Origin of the sequence: Streptomyces sp. NPDC050988 (genome assembly GCF_044456225.1) — a bacterium.
Classification (GTDB): Bacteria; Actinomycetota; Actinomycetes; order Streptomycetales; family Streptomycetaceae; genus Streptomyces.
In genome coordinates this window covers 63,558-80,744 of record NZ_JBITFQ010000042.1, presented here as the reverse complement: position 1 = coordinate 80,744, position 17,187 = coordinate 63,558, and the positions used below count along the sequence as shown (strand labels likewise).

Below are 17,187 nucleotides of genomic sequence, written 5' to 3'. Positions count from 1 at the left end.
CTCGCCACCCCGCCCCGCGCCGCCTACTGTCGGCAACATGACCAAGCTTCTCGTCGCTATCCTGAGCGGCGCCGGGATCTCCACGGACTCCGGAATCCCCGACTACCGCGGCCCCAACGGGCTGTGGCAGCGGGATCCCGAGGCGCAGAAGCTCGTGACGTACGAGTACTACATGGGTGATCCGGAGATCCGGCGCCGGTCCTGGCAGATGCGGCGGAAGAACCGCACGCTGCGGGCGGAGCCGAACGCCGCGCACCTGGCGGTGGCCGAGCTGGAGCGGGCCGGGGTGCCGGTCAGGGTGATCACGCAGAACGTGGACGGGCTGCACCAACTGGGCGGGATGCCCGCGCGCAAGGTGCTCGAACTGCATGGCAGCGCACGGAGTTTCGTGTGCACGAAGTGCCATGCGCGGGGACCGATGGAGGACGCCCTCGCCCGGGTCGAGGCAGGGGAGGAGGATCCGCCGTGCCTGGAGTGCGGCGGGATCCTGAAGTCGGCGACCGTCATGTTCGGGGAGCGGCTCGACCCCGTGGTGCTCGGCGAGGCGGTCGCGATCACCAAGGCCTGCCAGGTGTTCATCGCCGTCGGCACCAGCCTCCAGGTCCAGCCCGCCGCCGGCCTCGCCGGAATCGCCGCCGACCACGACGCACGACTCGTCATCGTCAACGCCGAACCGACCCCGTACGACGACCGGGCCGACGAGGTCGTCCGGGAACCGATCGGCACGGCCCTGCCCGCGGTGTTGCGCCGGCTGAGCGCGGGCAGCGGCTGACGACCTGGTGCGCAGTCATCCGGTAACTCCCGCCCGGCGGTCGTGACGCTCCCGGACGGCGTCCAGCCAGTCGTCGGTCGCCGCTCCGGGCGTGCTCAGTTCCACTCCCTTCACCTGGCCGTTCCAGACCTCCGGGTTGAACGCACCCTCCTTGACATCGGCTTCCGCCGCGACGATGACCGGCAGTGCGAGAGCCACCGACATTCCGGCTTCCAACTGCAACCACGGAGAAGTCCACCAACTGGACGAAAGCGCCTCTTCCTTGGTCTCCGGCCGCCAGACGGAGTTCCGTGCGTCGAGTTGCCTGAAGCCGAGCAGGACGACACCGTCCACCTGCGCGAGCAATTGCGTCAGCGTGTGCCAGGGGTTTTCACCGTGGCTGTCCCGCCCCAATCGGATGACCTGGAACGACTGCCACTCCAGCCAGGCAACCCATCGTTCCAACTTCGTCTGCTGATCCGGGGTGAGGATGGATGGCGCCCCGAGAAAGACACGGGCGACGTCGGTTTCACTCGTCTTCATACGGGCTCTTCGCTGACTACTTTTCCATTCGAGTCCAACAAGCACGACACATTGGCCGGAATGTCCGAGGCGCCGAGGAACTGCGCGCCGGTGAGACGGGCGCCGTCGAATGTGGCGCCCGTCAACCGGGCCTCTCGAAAATCGGCGCCGGTCAGGATGCCGTTCGCCAGGACGGCGTTCACGAGAGTCGCGCGGTAGAAGACCGCCCCGGACGCGTTGACGCCCCGCAAAGAGGCACCGGTGAGATCGGCTTCGAAGAGGTCGGCGTGTGTGAGATCGACAACCTTCTTGTCGCCCTCCCTGTATCCGAGGAAGGCGCGCGCCAAGTTGCATCCCTGGAGGTCGGCCCGGGAGAGTGACGGCGCGTATCTCAGTCCATCGGCGAGGACCTTCTGGATCTGGTCCGTTTCGGCTTCCCGGAGCAGTCCGGCGATTACCGCCACCGCCTCACTCGCATAGGGCGTACGACCGGCACCCTGTTCCGAGTTGCCGTCGAAGAACCGGCGCATCAGAATCGCCGCGGCCATCTGCTGCGTCTTGTTGTCCGACGCCAGGGATTCCACGATCTCCCTGAATGCCGAGCCGACGGCCGCGGACCTGTCCTGTTTCCGTTGGAAGTTCAGCACCCCGAGAACACTGACGCCGACGGTGGCGAACGTTCCGACGATTCCGGTCCAGACCTGAAGGTCACTTGCCGCCATATCACCCTTATGGTCAAGTTTGCGCTCTGCGAGAGGCCTCGAAGGAACGCCGGCTCCGAGACAGTGGACCAGCGTAGGCGAGCCCGGCCACAGGGCGGCAGCCGGGCACCCCGTTCAGAAGAGTGCGGTGTCCGCCTCTCCCCGTTCGAAGTCCAGCAGTTGCCGTTTGCGTTCCAGGCCGCCGCCGTAGCCGGTCAGGCTGCCGTTGGCGCCGACCACTCGGTGGCAGGGCACGATGATGCCGAGGGGGTTCTTGCCGTTGGCGAGGCCGACCGCGCGGGATGCGTTCGGGTTGCCGAGGGCGTCGGCGAGTTCGCCGTACGAGCGGGTCTCTCCGTACGGGATCTTCCGGAGCTGTGCCCAGACGGAGCGCTGGAACGGGGTGCCGTCCAGGTGGAGTTCGACGGTGAACTCCTTCAACTCGCCCGCGAAATAGGCCCGTAGCTCGTCGATCGCCTCGGCGAAGGGTGTGTCGTCCGGTTCGCCGAAGGTCTCCTCGGGCGGGCGGTGGCGCTGGTCGGTCATGTAGAGGCCGGACAGGACGCCGTCGGTGGCGACGAGGGTGAGCGGGCCGTAGGGGCTGTCGATCACGGTGTGCTGTTTCACTGAAGGTCCTCGGGCCGGGATCATGCGGGAAGGAAGTTGATCGGGTGGCTGTCGGTCGCCCACAGGTACTGGACGGCGTACGCGCGCCAGGGCCGCCAGTCCGCGGCGCGTGCCGTGAGCGCGGCGGGGGTGGACGGCAGGCCCAACTCCTGGGCGGCGCGCCGGACTCCGAGGTCGGTGGGCAGGAAGGCGTCGGGGTCGCCGAGGGCGCGCATGGCGATGACCTCGACGGTCCACGGCCCGAATCCGGGCAGGGCGAGCAGCCGGGCCCGGCTCTCCGCCCAGTCGCTCTCCACACCCAAGTGGAGTGTTCCGTCGGCCAGTTGGCGGACGAGGGTGGTGAGGGTGGCCCGGCGGGTGGCCGGCATGGCGAGGGCCTCGGGGTCGAGTGCGGCCAGCGATTCGGCGGACGGGAAGAGGTGCGTGAGCCCGCCTTCGGGGTCGTCGACCGTCTCGCCGTGAGCGGCGACCAGACGGGCCGCGTGCGTGCGGGCCGCGGCCGTGGAGACCTGCTGTCCCAGCACGGCCCGTACGGCGAACTCGGCCTCGTCGACCGTACGCGGCACCCGGCGGCCCGGCGCCTTGTCGACGAGCGGGGCCAGCAGGGGGTCCGTACGCAGTTGGTCGTCGACCGCGACCGGGTCGGCGTCCAGGTCGAGCATGCGGCGGCAGCGGCTGATGGCGACGGTCAGGTCGCGCATGTCGCTGAGGGTGAGCCGGCAGCCGATGTGGTCGGCCGTCGGGGTGAGCGCGACGACACCGTGGCCGTAGGGCAGCCGCAGGGTGCGCCGGTACGCGCCGTCACGCCACTCCTCGACGCCGGGTACGGCGGTGGCGGCGAGGTGGCCGAAGAGGTTGTCGGGGTTGAGGGGGGACCGGAAGGGCAGCCGAAGGCTCAACACCCCCGGTGCGCCTGACGAGTTGAGGCGGCCTGCCCGGTTCTTCGGCACCCTGGTGCGCAGCTCGCTCGGGGAGAGGGCGAAGACCTCGCGGACCGTGTCGTTGAAGGTGCGGATGGAGGAGAAGCCCGCCGCGAAGGCGATGTCGGCCATCGGGAGCGGGGTCGTCTCGATGAGCAGCCGTGCCGTCTGGGCGCGCTGGGCGCGGGCGAGGGCCAGCGGTCCGGCGCCCAGTTCGGCGAGGAGCTGGCGTTCGATCTGCCGGGTGCTGTAGCCGAGCCGGGTCGCGAGGCCCGGCACGCCCTCGCGGTCCACGATCCCGTCGCCGATCAGCCGCATCGCGCGGGCCACGAGGTCGGCGCGCTGGTTCCACTCGGGCGAGCCGGGGCTCGTATCGGGGCGGCACCGCTTGCAGGCCCGGAACCCGGCCTGCTGGCAGGCGGCGGCGCTCGGGTAGAACGTCATGTTCTCCGGCTTCGGCGGCACGACGGGGCAACTCGGTCGGCAGTAGATCCGCGTGGTCAGCACCGCGGTGAAGAACCACCCGTCGAAGCGGGCGTCCTTCGACTGGACGGCGCGTACGCAGCGCTCGGTGTCGGTGTGCATCCCGTTCTGCATACCTCCCAGCATCGGCCATGGTCATGGCACTGGCTGGCGAGAATCCGACATCTGCCTGAGGGCGTCTGCCGCCGCTATTCGACGAGGCCTCCCGCCGCCCCGCCGAGGGCCTCGATCCAGGTGCGGACCGCGGACGCCGTCGTACGGGCGTGCTCCCGGAGGAGGGTCAGATGGTCGCCCGGGACGTCCACACTCTCGTGCGGCAGCGGCCACGAGGTCCGCCAGCGGTGCGCGTCCGGTCCGGCCGCCATCTCCGGCGTGGGATGCGTGGCCCGTACCAGCAGGGTCGGCGTCTCGACCGGTTCCGGGTCCCAGTCCATGAAGATCCGCGTGTACGCGCCCATGGCGGCGACGCCGGTGTCCTCGTACAGGCGGGGTGCGACGGCGGCGGGCAGGGCGAGCAGCCAGTCCTTGCGGCTGCTCTCTTCGTCGATGAGGTAGGTGTCGAGCAGGATCTGGCCCGCGGGAGGCGTCCCGATCCGTTCGAGCTCCCGGGTCACGGCGTGGGCGGTGGCACCGCCCGTGGACGCGCCGACGAGCACGAAGGGCCGGTCGCCGACGTGCCGCAGCACCGTCTCGGCGTGGGTGCGCGCCAGCGCCTCCCGGTCGACGGGCACGGCGGCACCCGCGCCGAGGCCCGGGTGCGGGAGTTCCAGTACGTCCCGATCGCCGTCGAAGCAACGGTGGAAGTCGGCGAACTCCCCTCCCGGTACGGCGAACGGCGGATGGTGCCCGGCGAGGAAGACGAGCACGGGACGGGCGGGGCCCTCGGCCCGGCGGACCGGTGGCAGGGCGTGCGCCCGGCTCTCGGACGCGTCGAACGTCGGCAGCGCACGGGACGCGGAGAACAGCATGTGCATGCCCGCGGTCACCTCGCCCTTCGCGCAGAGCGTGCGGTAGAGGGCGGCGAGGGTCTGGGGCGGGCGGGCCGCGGGGTCGGTCCGTGCGGGGGTGGGGGCGGGGCCGGGGCCGGGGGCGGGCGTGGGCCGCGTCTTCGGATGCGGGCCGTGATCCGGCGCGTGACCGGCCCCGTGATCAGGGGTCTCGTCCGGCCTCTGTCCCGGCTCCGGTGCCTGTGCCTGTGCCTGTGCCTGTGCCTGTGCCTGTGCCTGCGTCCGCGTCCGCAGGGGCGCCTCGGATGTTTCGGGCGTTTCGCCGCTGATCGAGTCGAGCAGATGCCGGGCGAGCGCGTCCGGCGTGGGGTGGTCGAACACCACCGTGGCGGGCAGCCAGAGCCCCGTGGCCGTGGTGAGCGCGTTGCGGAGCTGGACCGCCATCAGGGAGTCGAAACCGAGGTCCGCGAGGGGCTTGCCGGCGGGCAGCGCGTCGCCGTCGGGGTATCCGAGGACCACGGCGACCGTGTCACGCACCAGCTCCGCCAGCGCGCCCTCCCGTTCCCCGTCGGGCAGCCCCGCCAACCGCTCGCGCCATGCTCCCTGCTCCGCCGCGGACTGCGTGCCGGCGCCAATATCGACGCCGGTTCCGGTTTCGGGGGCGGCCGACGGTCGTCTCGTGCCCGTGCGTACCAGCCCCCGCAACAACGGTGGTATGAGCCCGTCGGCGGCCCGGAGAACGGCCCGGTCCAGCAGGACGGGCGCGAGCACGGGCTCGTCGGTGCGCAGCGCCGCGTCGAACAGCACCATGCCCTGCCCCGGGGAGAGTGCCCGGACCAGCTCCCGGGCCGGCGCCGTCGCCTCGCGGTGCCGGCCCGCCATGCCGCCGTCGTGCTCCCACAGGCCCCACGCGAGGGAGACCGCGGGCAGCCCCAGCGAGACGCGGTGGTGGGCGAGGGCGTCCAGGAAGGAGTTCGCCGCCGCGTAGTTGCCCTGGCCGGGCCGGCCGAGCAGCCCCGACGCCGAGGAGAACAGCACGAACGCCGAGAGGTCCAGATCACGGGTCAGCTCATGAAGATGCCAGGCCGCGTCGACCTTGGGCCGCAGCACCGCCGCCATCCGCTCCGGCGTCAGCGAGTCCAGTACGCCGTCGTCGAGCACCCCCGCCGCGTGGACCACCGCACTCAACTCAGGCTCGCAGAGCCCGATCACCTCGGCCAGGGCGGAACGGTCTGCCGCGTCGCACGCCACCACCCGTGTCTCAGCACCCAACTCCTCCAATTCCGTACGCAGTTCGGCCGCGCCCGGCGCCTGCGGGCCACGTCGCCCGATGAGGAGCAGGTGCCGTACTCCGTGATCGGTGACCAGATGCCGGGCCAGTTCCGCGCCGAGCGCACCCGTGCCGCCGGTGATCAGCACCGTGCCGTGCGGTCCGAAGGCTCCGGTTTCGGACGGCCCGGCGGCGGAGGCCACTCGAAGCGCTCCGGCGGAGGCCGCGACAAGCCGCGGCGCCCTCAACTGGCCGGTTCGAATGGAGAGTTGGGGTTCACCTGTGGCCACGGCCTCGGACAGCATCCGCAAGGACTCCGGCCGTCCGTCCACGTCGACCAGGACCACCCGGCCCGGCATCTCCGACTGGGCAGTGCGCACCAGGCCCCAAACGGCGGCTCCGGCCAGGTCCGGGACCGGTGCGGTGGCGTCCCGGGTCACGACGAGCAGCTGTGAACCCGCCGCCTGTGGATCGGCCTGCCAGGTCCGCAGTGCTTCCAGGATCCTGCCGGTCAGTTGATGGGTTGCGGAGACGGGATCGGGGGTGACGGCGGGGGTGAGCGCCGTGAGCACCAGGACGTCGGGCGCGGAGGACTTTCCGGCCGGCGGAGTGTCCGCGTCACCCGACGACGGAAGGTACGCGCCGAGGCCCAACTCGTCCGGCCCCAGCACCGTCCAGGCCCGTCCACCGGATTCGGCAGGCGGGTTGGCAACCGGGACGACCGGCGCCCAGTCGGGCCGCAGCAACGCCCGCCGCACCACGTCGTCCGCCGAATCCAGCCGGCCGCCGGGCAGTTCTCGGGTGACGAGTGACTCGACTCCGGCCACCGGCCGCCCCGCCGTGTCGGCGAGCGTCACCGTGACGGCCCCCGGTCCCGTCGGCGTCATCCGCACCCGTACCTCGTTCGCCCCATCGGCGTACAACTGCACACCACTCCACGCGAACGGGAGCCGTACGGAACCTGAGCCGCGCTCGGAGCCGAACCCAGCCTCCGCTCCGGGCCCGGCGAGCAGCATGCTGTGCACCGCCGCGTCCAGCAGGGCCGGATGGATGCCGAAGCGTGCGGCGTCCGGGGCCTGTTCCTCGGGGAGCCGGACCTCCGCGAAGAGTTCCGCTCCTCGCCGCCACACGGCACGGACGCCCTGGAACGCGGGCCCGTATCCGAGGTCACCGTCCGCCAGCGCCTCGTACGCGTCGGCGAGTTGTACTTCCACGGCGCCTTCGGGGGGCCACACCTTCAGGTCGCTCTCCGCCGGGTCCGTCGTCGCCGAGGGCGCCCCGCTCAGCGACCCGGTGACGTGCCGGGTCCAGCCCTCCCCCGCGGCCTCGGACTCACCCGGTTCGTCCGGGCGCGAGTAGATGTCGACGGAACGCCGCCCGGAGTCGTCCCCCGGACCGACCACCACCTGGACCTGTACCCCCGCACCACCGGACAGCACGAGCGGCGCCACGACCACGAGTTCGTCCAGGCGGGCGCAGCCGACCTCGTCGCCGGCGCGGACGGCCATCTCCACGAAGGCGGTCGCGGGAATGAGTACCCTCCCGGCGATCACATGGTCGCCGAGCCAGGGCTGTGCGACCGTCGAGAGCCGCCCGGACAGCACCGTCCGGTCCGTGTCCGGCACCGTGAACGCCGGGCCGAGCAACGGATGCCCGTACGCGTCACCCCGGGCCCCAACACCGGCACCCGCACCCGCACCCGCACCCGCACCCGCACGGGGAGCGTCCAGCCAGTACCGCCGCCGCTGGAAGGCGTACGTCGGCAGATCGACCCGCCGCGCCACCGAACCGGCGAACACCGCGGCCCAGTCGACCCCCACGCCACGCACATGCAGCCGGGCCACGGCCGACAACAACGACTCGGATTCCCGCAGTCCGGGCTCACCCGACAACTGCCCAATGGCCGCGGCGAATTCGGCACCACCGCCGATGCCGGGACGCGACAGCACGCCCTCGGCCGCCACAGTGAGCACGGGGCCGGGACCGACCTCCAGGAAGGCCCCGACGTCCTCGTTCTCACCGAGCCACCGCACGGCGTCCGCGAACCGCACCGGCAGTCGGGCATGCCGTACCCAGTACTCCGCCGAGCAGAGTTCTCCGGCCCCCGCGTCGGCCGGACGCCCGGACACAGTGGACACCACCGGAATCCGCGGCGCCCTGTACGTCAACTCCTCGGCCACGCGCCGGAATTCGTCGAGCATCGGCTCCACCAGCGGCGAGTGGAAGGCATGGCTCACCCGCAGCCGTACAGCCCTGTGCCCACGCTCCGCGAACGTGTCCGCGACGGCGAGTACGGCGTCGCGTACGCCGGAGATCACCACGGAGCGCGGCCCGTTCACGGAGGCGATCGCGACCCGGTCCGCGAGACCGAGGTCGGTCAGTACGGGGACGACCTCACCCTCGGCCGCGTTCAGCGCGACCATCGCCCCGCCCTCCGGCAGCGCCCGCATCAGACGGCCACGGGCCGCGACGAGGGCGGCGGCGTCGGGCAGGTCCAGCACCCCGGCCACATGCGCCGCGGCGAGTTCCCCGACCGAGTGTCCGACCAGGAAGTCGGGCCGTACGCCCCAGGATTCGAGCAGCCGGAACAGCGCCACCTCGAAGGCGAACAGAGCGGCCTGGGTGAAGTCCGTACGGTCGAGGAGCGCGGCGTCCGGTGAACCGTCCTCAACGAACACCACCTTGCGCAGCGGGCGTTCGAGTCGTCCGTCGAGTGCTCTGCACACCTCGTCGAAGGCGGTCGCGAACGCGGGGAAGGTCTCGGTCAACTCCCGTCCCATGCCGACGCGTTGGGCGCCCTGCCCGGTGAACAGGAACGCCGTACGGATGCCGGGGTCGGCGACACCCTGGACGGTTCCGGGTGCGCGGTCGCCCTCCGCGAGAGCCCGGAGCCCGGCCAACGCCCGGTCCCCCGGGAGTATCGCGGCGCGATGCGTGAGCGCCGACCTCGACACGGCGAGGGAGAGGGCGATGTCGGCCGAATCGGCGGGGACCGGCACGGCGGGCTTGGCGGTCAACTCGGCGGCCAGCCGCCGTGCTTGGCCACGCAGGGCGGACTCATCGGCTCCTGACAACAGCCAGGGCACCCGGGGCAGCGGCGGCGTCGCCACATCAGCCGTGTCGGCCGTCTCGGCACGCTCGGCCGTCTCAGCACGCCTGGCCGTCCGAGCGCCCTGCCATCCGTCCGTGGGCGGTGCGAGCGCCTCGTCCCGGACCGCCGGCGCCTCTTCGCGGAGCGCCGGAGCCCCTTCCCGGACCCGGACCCCCGGCGCCTCTTCGAGGATCACGTGGGCGTTGGTCCCGCCGATCCCGAACGCCGATACGCCCGCCCGGCGCGGCCGGCCGGGCGACGACGGCCAGGGCCGGGCCACGGTCAGCAGTTCCACCCGGCCGGAGGACCAGTCGACATGCGGGGACGGCGTTTCGGCGTGCAGTGTCGCGGGCAGTTCCGCGTGCCGCATGGCCTGCACCATCTTGATGACTCCGGCGACCCCGGCGGCCGCCTGGGTGTGCCCGAGGTTGGACTTGACCGAGCCCAGCCAGAGCGGCGGCTGCTCCGGGGCGCGGTCCTGTCCGTACGTGGCCAGCAGCGCGCCCGCCTCGATCGGGTCGCCCAGCCTCGTGCCGGTGCCGTGCCCCTCCACCACGTCGACGTCTCTCCCCCGGAGCCCGGCGTCGGCGAGTGCGCGGGCGATGAGCTGCCGCTGGGCCTGGCCGTTGGGTGCGGTGAGCCCGTTGGACGCCCCGTCGGAGTTGACGGCGGAACCCCGCAGCACGGCCAGCACCGGATGTCCGTTGCGCCGCGCGTCGGAGAGCCGCTCCAGCAGGACGAGCCCGACGCCCTCGCCCCAGCCGGTGCCGTCCGCCGACGAGGCGAACGACTTGCAGCGACCGTCGGGCGACAGCCCGCGCTGCCTGCTGAACATGGTGAACGACCTCGGTGTCGCCATCACCGTGACACCGCCCGCCAGGGCCATCGAGCACTCCCCGGAGCGCAGCGCACGCGCCGCCCAGTGCAGCGACACCAACGAGGCCGAGCACGCGGTGTCGAGGGTGATCGCCGGGCCGCGCAACCCGTACGTGTAGGCGATCCGCCCGGAAGCGACGCTGCCGGCCGAGCCCAGGCCCAGATGCGCCTCCAACTCGTGGGGCCCGGTGCCGAATCGGTCGGCGTAGTCCGCGTACATCACGCCGACGAACACGCCGGTGTCGCTGTCGCGCAGAGACGCCGGGTCGATCCCGGCGCGTTCCCAGACCTCCCACGAGGTTTCGAGCAGCAGTCGCTGCTGCGGGTCCATGGCCAGCGCCTCGCGCGGCGAGATCCCGAACAGACCCGCGTCGAAATCGGCGGCCCCGTGCAGGAACCCGCCGCTGCGCGCGTACGACGTCCCGAGGCGGTCCGGATCGGGGTCGTAAAGGGCGGCCAGGTCCCAGCCACGGTCGGTGGGGAACTCCGAGACGGCGTCCCTGCCTTCGGAGACCAGCCGCCACAGGTCCTCCGGCGACTCGACGTCACCGGGGTAGCGGCAGCCCATGGCGACGACGACCACCGGGTCGTCGTCCTCGCCCGGGTCGGCCGCGTGGCCCCCGGCACCCGTTGTCCCCGGGGCGAAGAGGGCGGTCCGCAGGTGGCGTGCCACGTCGGCGGGGGTCGGGGAGTCGTAGACAAGCGTGGTCGGCAGCCGCAGCCCGGTCGCCGCGCCCAGCCGCTCGATCAGCGTGACGGCGCCCAGGGAAGTGAGCCCCAGTTCGATGAAGGGCCGCTCCGCGTCTCGCCGTTCGTACGGCTGCTCGCCGAGGATCTCCGCCGTCACGGAGAGCACGGTCTCGCGCAGCACGCGCTCGCGTTCCTCCGCGGAGAGGGGAGCAAGCCGCTCGCGCAGCGCCGAGGCAGAGGCGCTCAACAGGCCCGGCTTTTCAGGCACTTCGACTGCGGATACCCCGACCGTTTCGGGCGCTCCGGGCGCTCCGGGCGTTTCGCGCGCTTCGGAGGCTTCGCGTGCCTCGGGTTTTTCGGGCTGGAACCGGAGGTCGGGCGCGGGCCGCGCCAGACCCGGAACAACCGCACGGCGCGCGATCTTGCCTGACGCCGTACGCGGCACGGCGGCGATCTCGTGGATCTCCGCGGGCACCTTGTGGTCGGACAGCAGGGTCCGGCACGTCCTCAGCACGCGCTGCGGGTCGAGCCCACCGGGACCGGGCACGACGAAGGCGACCGGGACCTCGCCGAGGACGTCGTGCGGGGCACCCACGACGACGGCGTCGGCCACTCCGGGGCAGCTGAGCAGGGCCTGTTCGATCTCGGTGGGGTGGATGTTCTCGCCACCCGTGATGATCAGTTCACTGACCCGGCCGGTGAGGGCGAGATGACCGTGCTCGACCCGCCGGGCCAGATCCCCGGTGCGGTACCAGCCGTCCTTGAGCGCGGCGGCGGTCGCCTCGGGCTGGTTGTGGTAGCCGGTCATGAGCCCGGGGCCGCGCACCCACACCTCGCCCTCGTCGCCGTCCGCGACGTCGTTCCCGGAGCGGGGATCGACGAGCCGTACGTCCGTGCCGGGCGCCGGAGGCCCGCACGAGCCGTCGACCCTGGGCCCGTCGGGCCGGTTCACGGCGATCATCCCGCACGTCTCGGTACTGCCGTACGCGTCCAGCAGGGGTGCCCCGAGCACCTCCTCCACTGCCAGAGCGAGCGACGGCGGACTCGGCGCGCCCGCGACGACGCAGTGCCGCAGCCCGGTGCGCGAGGGCCTGGCGGTCTCCCCGGCCGCCGACACGAGCCGGTGGTAGGTCGCGGGAACACCGGCCATCAGCGTGAACGGTCCTTCCGGCCGCTCGTGCGCCTCGTCGAGTACGCGCAACAGCCCACCGGGCGGCAGGAGTTCACCGATGATGTGCGCACTCGCACCGGTGGCGACGACGCCCAGTACGGCGAGCGAGTGCCCGAAGCTGTGGAACAGCGGGAGCGGCCACAGCAGCCGCTCCCCGGGCGAGAGCCCGAAGATCGGCGCGTAGCAGGCCTGCGCCGACCAGAGCGCGGTGCGCTGCGTGGACACAACTCCCTTGGGATGATGAGTGGTTCCGGAGGTGTAGAGCAGCCAGGCCGGCTCGTCGAGTCCGAGATCGTCGCGCGCCGGTTCGACGCCCTCGCCGGCAATCGCCGTATCGAGGAGTACGGTCCCGCCGGGGGCCTCCGCGGGCACCGGCCCGGCTCCGGTGATCAGCACTCGAAGGCGGCCGAACTCCGGCCCCAGCCTTGCCAATTGGCCGAGGTGCGCCCGATCCGTGACGATCACCGAGGCGCCGCTGTCCGCCAGCAGGTGCGTGAGTTCCGCGTCGGAGGAGCGGGGGTTCAGCAGGACACCGACCCCGCTCGCCCGCGTCACGGCGAGGCAACTCTCCACCAGCTCGACGCAGTTGCCCAGCAGGACCGCGACCCGGTCGCCCCGGCGGAGTCCCGCTCCCGCCAGGTGACCGGCCAACTTCCCTGTGCGCCGCTCCAGTTCCCCGTACGTCACACCACGCGCGGAGTCCGAGAACGCGACCCGGTCGCCTGCCCTCGCGGCATGCCGCTTCAGCAACTCCGGCACCGGCCGGATCAGTTCGTCTTCGTGCACCATGCCCCACCCCGTACGGTCCCCGAGCCGTTCTCCCCTGCTGAGGCGAGCCTACGTCTCACCAAACACAAGATCGAAAACATCGGAGACCGGACGGCGGGCGTGTCGCCGCTCCTCGGAGAAACTCGTCGGGGAACTCCGTCGGAGAACGTCGTCGGATAACTCCCCGCCGTACTACCCGGGGAGAACTTCCCGCCGTACTACCCGGAGAACTCCCCCGCCGTGGGCCGCCGCGAGGCCTCCATCGCCGTGTCGACGTCGGTCAACGGACGCAGCCGGTACGTGTAGGAGTAGTCCCGGTCGGCAAAGAGCTTGTACTCGTCGTGCGTGTGCGCGCCCCAGCTGTTGTCGCCGCCCACCCCCATCTGCCGGTGATTCAGGCGGAGTACGACCTCGTCCCGCGGGGTCAGCTGGTAGTCGTGGCGCGTCCCGACCGACAGGTCCTCCGGGGTGAAGTGCGAGGCGTTGACCTCAAGGAGCGGTTCGCCGGAGACCAGCAGCCCGGCGCCGCCGCGGTCGGTCAGCGCGGCCCAGCGGACGTCGGTCTTGTTGCCGTTCTCCTGCGGGCGGATGTAGGACGTCCACTGCCCGGAGACGGTCCCGGAGTAAAGGCCCACGTCGGTGCCGGTGTTGCGGTCCCAGTGGTTCTCCTCGGGGCCCCGGCCGTAGTAGTGCAGGCGCTCCAGCCGCCCCGGCAGGAACAGCAGGGTGCCGACCTCCGGGATGTACGGCAGGTTCGCCGCGCCCGGGTGCAGGGTGTTGTCGACCTTGATCTCGCCGTTGCCGAAGACCGTGTACGTGGTGGTGTACGTCGATTCGGTGGTCGTGGGCAGGGTCCCCGCGACCTTGATCTCGACGGCCCGGTCACGCAGGGCGCGCACGCTGACGTCCGTCACCTTCCGCAGGGTCCCCGCGTCGCGCCAGGTCTGGTTGCGGACGTGCTGGCCGTTGCCCCTGTCGTTGTCGATCGGTGCCCGCCAGAAGTTCGGCACGGGCCCGGACGTGATCAGCCGGGTGCCACGGGCCTCGTACGAGGTGATGACGCCCGTGCGCTTGTCGACGGTGACGGAGAAGCCCTTGCCCTGGACCGTGATGGACCGTTCGCCGTCCTGGTGGCGCAGGGCGGGCACGCGCTCCAGCGGGACGGGCCGCACGGGCGGGCTGTCGGCGTCGACCGGGAGCTGCTTCTTGGCCACCTCGAAGCCGGCCTTCGCCCACTTCGTGCGTTCCTTGGTGGTGAAGGACAGCTGCAGGAAGTACTCCGCCCCGGGCGCCGGGTCGGCCGGCAGCCGGAAGGGCACGGTGATGTCCTTGCTGCTGAGCGGCGGGACGTCCAGCTGGGCGCGGCTCAACTTCCCGCGCCGTACGACCTCCCCGTCGGCCACGAGGCTCCAACTCCCGTCGAAGTCACGGAGGTTGGTGAACAGGTACTCGTTGGTGAGGGTGACGGCGGCTCCGGCGGCGAGGGATCTACCGGATGCCGGTGCGGCGTTGATCGCCTGGTAGACCTGCTTGACCTCCGCGGCCTTGCCCGTGTGTCCGCGGTCGGCGGTGACGATGCCGTCCGCGACGAAGGCACCGTCGTTGGGGTGGTCGCCCCAGTCGCCTCCGTACGCGAAGAACGTGCGCTCCTTCGGCCGCTTCTCGGTGACCTCGACGGTGGCCGCGTCGAACCAGAACCGCACCCCGTCGTCGCCGGGTCCGCGCCCGTCCGACGCGAGTTCGGTCGCGGACAGGGCGCGGGCGTACACGCGCGCCCGTCGGATCGTGCCGCTGAACTCCCGGGTCGGGTTGTCGACATCGGTGGCGAGCGACAGCGGTGCGGTGTTGTTGTCGGGCCGCCGGGTGGTGGTCCGGGTGGCCTTCGCCGCGCCGTCGACGTAGAGGGTCAGCGTGCCCGCCTCCGCGTCGAAGACGCCCGCGACATGGTGCTCCTTGCCGGTCCAGTCGTCCGGCAGCCCCCAGCTCGCGGTGATCCACTGGCCGCCGCCGTGGATGAAGAACTCCAGAGTCCTGTCCGACTGCTTCAGGGCGTACTGGGTGTCGCCCTTGGCGATGAGCGGCTGATGGTAGCCGGTCACGGACGGGGTGACCCAGGCCTCCAGCGTCAGCGACCCCGTGATGTCGAGGCCGGTGTCACGGGCGAAGACCGTACTGCCGGACAGCCCCTTCTCACGGTCGAAGGTCGCGCTGCCCGCCTGGATCTCACCGCGCACCCTGCCGGGCCCGGCCTCGGTGAACAGCACCCGCCTCGGGGTCGGCCAGCTCAGTGACTGGTCGACGAAGTCCCAGATCCAGCCGCCCTGGAGGACGTCGTGGCGGCGGATCAGGTCCCAGTACTTCTGGAAGTTGCCCGTCGAGTTCCCCATCGAGTGGGAGTACTCGATCATGACGTACGGGCGGGTGTCGGCGGTGTCCTTCGCCCGCTGCTCGACGCGCGCGGGGCTGTCGTACATCTCCGAGCGGATGTCGCTGATCCCCGGGCGGTCGTCGCCCTCGTACTGGATGACGCGGGTGGGGTCGTAGGAGCGGATCCAGTCGTGCATGGCGACGAACGTGCTGCCGCCGCCCGCCTCGTTGCCGAGCGACCAGATGACGACGGAGGCGTGGTTCTTGTCGCGGTGGACCATGTTCTGGGCGCGGGACACACAGGCCCTGCTCCAGTCGGCGTGGTTGCCCGGGTACTCGCCGCGGATGCCGTGGGTTTCGAGGTTGGTCTCGTCCACGAGGTACAGGCCGTACTCGTCGGCGAGTTCGTACCAGAGCGTGTTGTTGGGATAGTGCGAGGTGCGGACCGTGTTGATGTTCAGCCGCTTGACGATCTCCATGTCCCTGACGATGTCCGCCCTGGTGAGCGCGGTGCCGCGGTCGGGATGCATCTCGTGCCGGTTGGTGCCCCGGAAGGAGACGGGTCTGCCGTTGATGCGCATCAGCCCGCCCTTGAGCGCGAACTCCCGCAGGCCGACCCGGTGCGAGAGCGTCTCGACGACCTTGCCCGCCGGGTCCCGCAGCCGCAGCACGGCCGTGTAGAGGTACGGGTCCTCGGCCGACCACAGCTTCGGCGCGGGCACGGCCCTGGCGGCCTGTACGGTCACGTCCTCGCCGGCCGGGGTCGAGCCGAGGTCGACGGCCTGCTGCAGCGGACGGGACCAGACGGCGTGCCCGCGCGCGTCGTAGAGCTGCGTCTCGACTGAGTACCGCCCGCTGCCACCACCGCCGGCCTTGCCCTTGTCCGTGCCCTCACCTTTGCCTTTGTCCTTGCCGTCTCCGTAGGCGCGCACGCTCGCGGTGACCGACAACTCGGCGGCCTTGTAGTCATTGCTCAGCGGGGTGTCCAGCTTGAAGTCGCGCAGGTGCACGGCCGGTGTGGAGTACAGGTGGACCGAGCGGAAGATGCCGCTCAGCCGGATCATGTCCTGGTCCTCCAGCCAGTCACCGTCGGAGTAGCGGTACACCTCCACCGCGATCTGGTTGGTGCCGGGCTTGAGGTGCGGGGTGATGTCGTACTCGGCGGGGACGTAGGAGTCCTCGCTGTAGCCCACCAACTCGCCGTTGATCCACACGTAGTGGGCGGACTTCACGCCCTCGAAGTGCAGGAACGTCCGCCGCCCGTCCCATCCCTCGGGGACGGTGAAGGTGCGCCGGTACTGGCCCACGGGGTTGTAGCGGGTCGGAGCAGCGGGCGGCTGCGGCTCCTCGCCCAGGCCGTTGGGACCCCAGTAGGGATACGTGATGTTGATGTAGATCGGGAAGTCGTAGCCGTGCACCTGCCAGGCGGAGGGGACCGGGATGGTGTCCCAGGAGCTGTCGTCGACGTCCGTGCGGTGGAAGTCGGTGTCCCGGTCGTCGGGCCGGTCGGCGTAGGCGAACTTCCACTTCCCGTCGAGACTCATCCGGTACGGCGAGCGCGTACGGTCACCGGCCAGCGCCTGACCGACGTCCGCGTACGGGGTGAGCGTGGTGTGGGGCGGCTCGGTCCCCACCCGGAAGACGTCGATGGCGCCGTTCCACTCCGGTGTGCCGGCTGCGGTCCCGGGCCTTTCGGCGGCGTACGTCGGGGCTGACGACGCGGGCAGGGCGAGCACACCGAGGACGGCGGCCCCTCCCTCAAGCAGTCGGCGGCGGCTGACGGGGGGCATCTGGGCGTGCGGGTGCGGGTGCGGCATGACTGTGGCCTTCCTCGGTACGACATGTGGGGTGCGCGAACTGAGGGAGCGTCAGCTCTGTCGAGCTGGTCGAAGCGACTGACAGACGGAAGTTGATGTCAGGACAGAATGCGACCGCTGAGGACAAAGACACCTACTGAGCCACAGAAAACCCTAGGACCCGAACACAATCGGAGCAATGACCCT

At 71.3% G+C, this 17,187-nt stretch carries 7 protein-coding genes; 1 reads left to right on the top strand and 6 read right to left on the bottom strand.

Features of this window, described 5'->3' with window-relative positions; all coding sequences use genetic code 11:
- Window positions 1-37: 37 nt before the first annotated feature.
- Window positions 38-772, top strand: coding sequence for an SIR2 family NAD-dependent protein deacylase (locus tag ACIBEI_RS45660; protein WP_398897075.1), 735 nt, complete (start codon window positions 38-40; stop codon window positions 770-772).
- A gap of 15 nt (window positions 773-787) precedes the next feature.
- Here the strand turns inward: ACIBEI_RS45660 and ACIBEI_RS45655 are convergent, their stop codons facing one another.
- The 6 genes from ACIBEI_RS45655 to ACIBEI_RS45630 form a co-directional block, all read right to left on the bottom strand.
- Window positions 788-1,294 carry a hypothetical protein gene (locus tag ACIBEI_RS45655; protein ID WP_398897074.1) on the bottom strand — a complete coding sequence of 169 codons (507 nt, stop codon included), beginning with the start codon at window positions 1,292-1,294 and terminating at the stop codon, window positions 788-790.
- Window positions 1,291-1,995: a pentapeptide repeat-containing protein gene (locus ACIBEI_RS45650; RefSeq protein ID WP_398897073.1), complete on the bottom strand. Its 705-nt coding sequence runs from the start codon at window positions 1,993-1,995 to the stop codon at window positions 1,291-1,293. Before ACIBEI_RS45650 ends, ACIBEI_RS45655 begins: the two co-directional genes overlap by 4 nt.
- 114 nt (window positions 1,996-2,109) lie before the next feature.
- Window positions 2,110-2,601 carry a methylated-DNA--[protein]-cysteine S-methyltransferase gene (locus tag ACIBEI_RS45645; RefSeq protein ID WP_398897071.1) on the bottom strand — a complete coding sequence of 164 codons (492 nt, stop codon included), beginning with the start codon at window positions 2,599-2,601 and terminating at the stop codon, window positions 2,110-2,112.
- A 20-nt stretch (window positions 2,602-2,621) separates the two neighbouring features.
- Entirely contained in the window at window positions 2,622-4,118 is a 1,497-nt protein-coding gene (locus ACIBEI_RS45640) for an AlkA N-terminal domain-containing protein (protein ID WP_398897070.1), read from the bottom strand.
- A gap of 74 nt (window positions 4,119-4,192) precedes the next feature.
- Window positions 4,193-12,835 (bottom strand): type I polyketide synthase, encoded by an 8,643-nt coding sequence (locus ACIBEI_RS45635; RefSeq protein ID WP_398897088.1) that lies wholly within the window; start codon window positions 12,833-12,835, stop codon window positions 4,193-4,195.
- Window positions 12,836-13,035: 200 nt separating this feature from the next.
- A complete protein-coding gene (locus ACIBEI_RS45630; protein WP_398897069.1) occupies window positions 13,036-17,001 on the bottom strand; it encodes a glycoside hydrolase family 2 TIM barrel-domain containing protein in 3,966 nt (1,321 codons plus the stop codon).
- Window positions 17,002-17,187 lie beyond the last annotated feature (186 nt).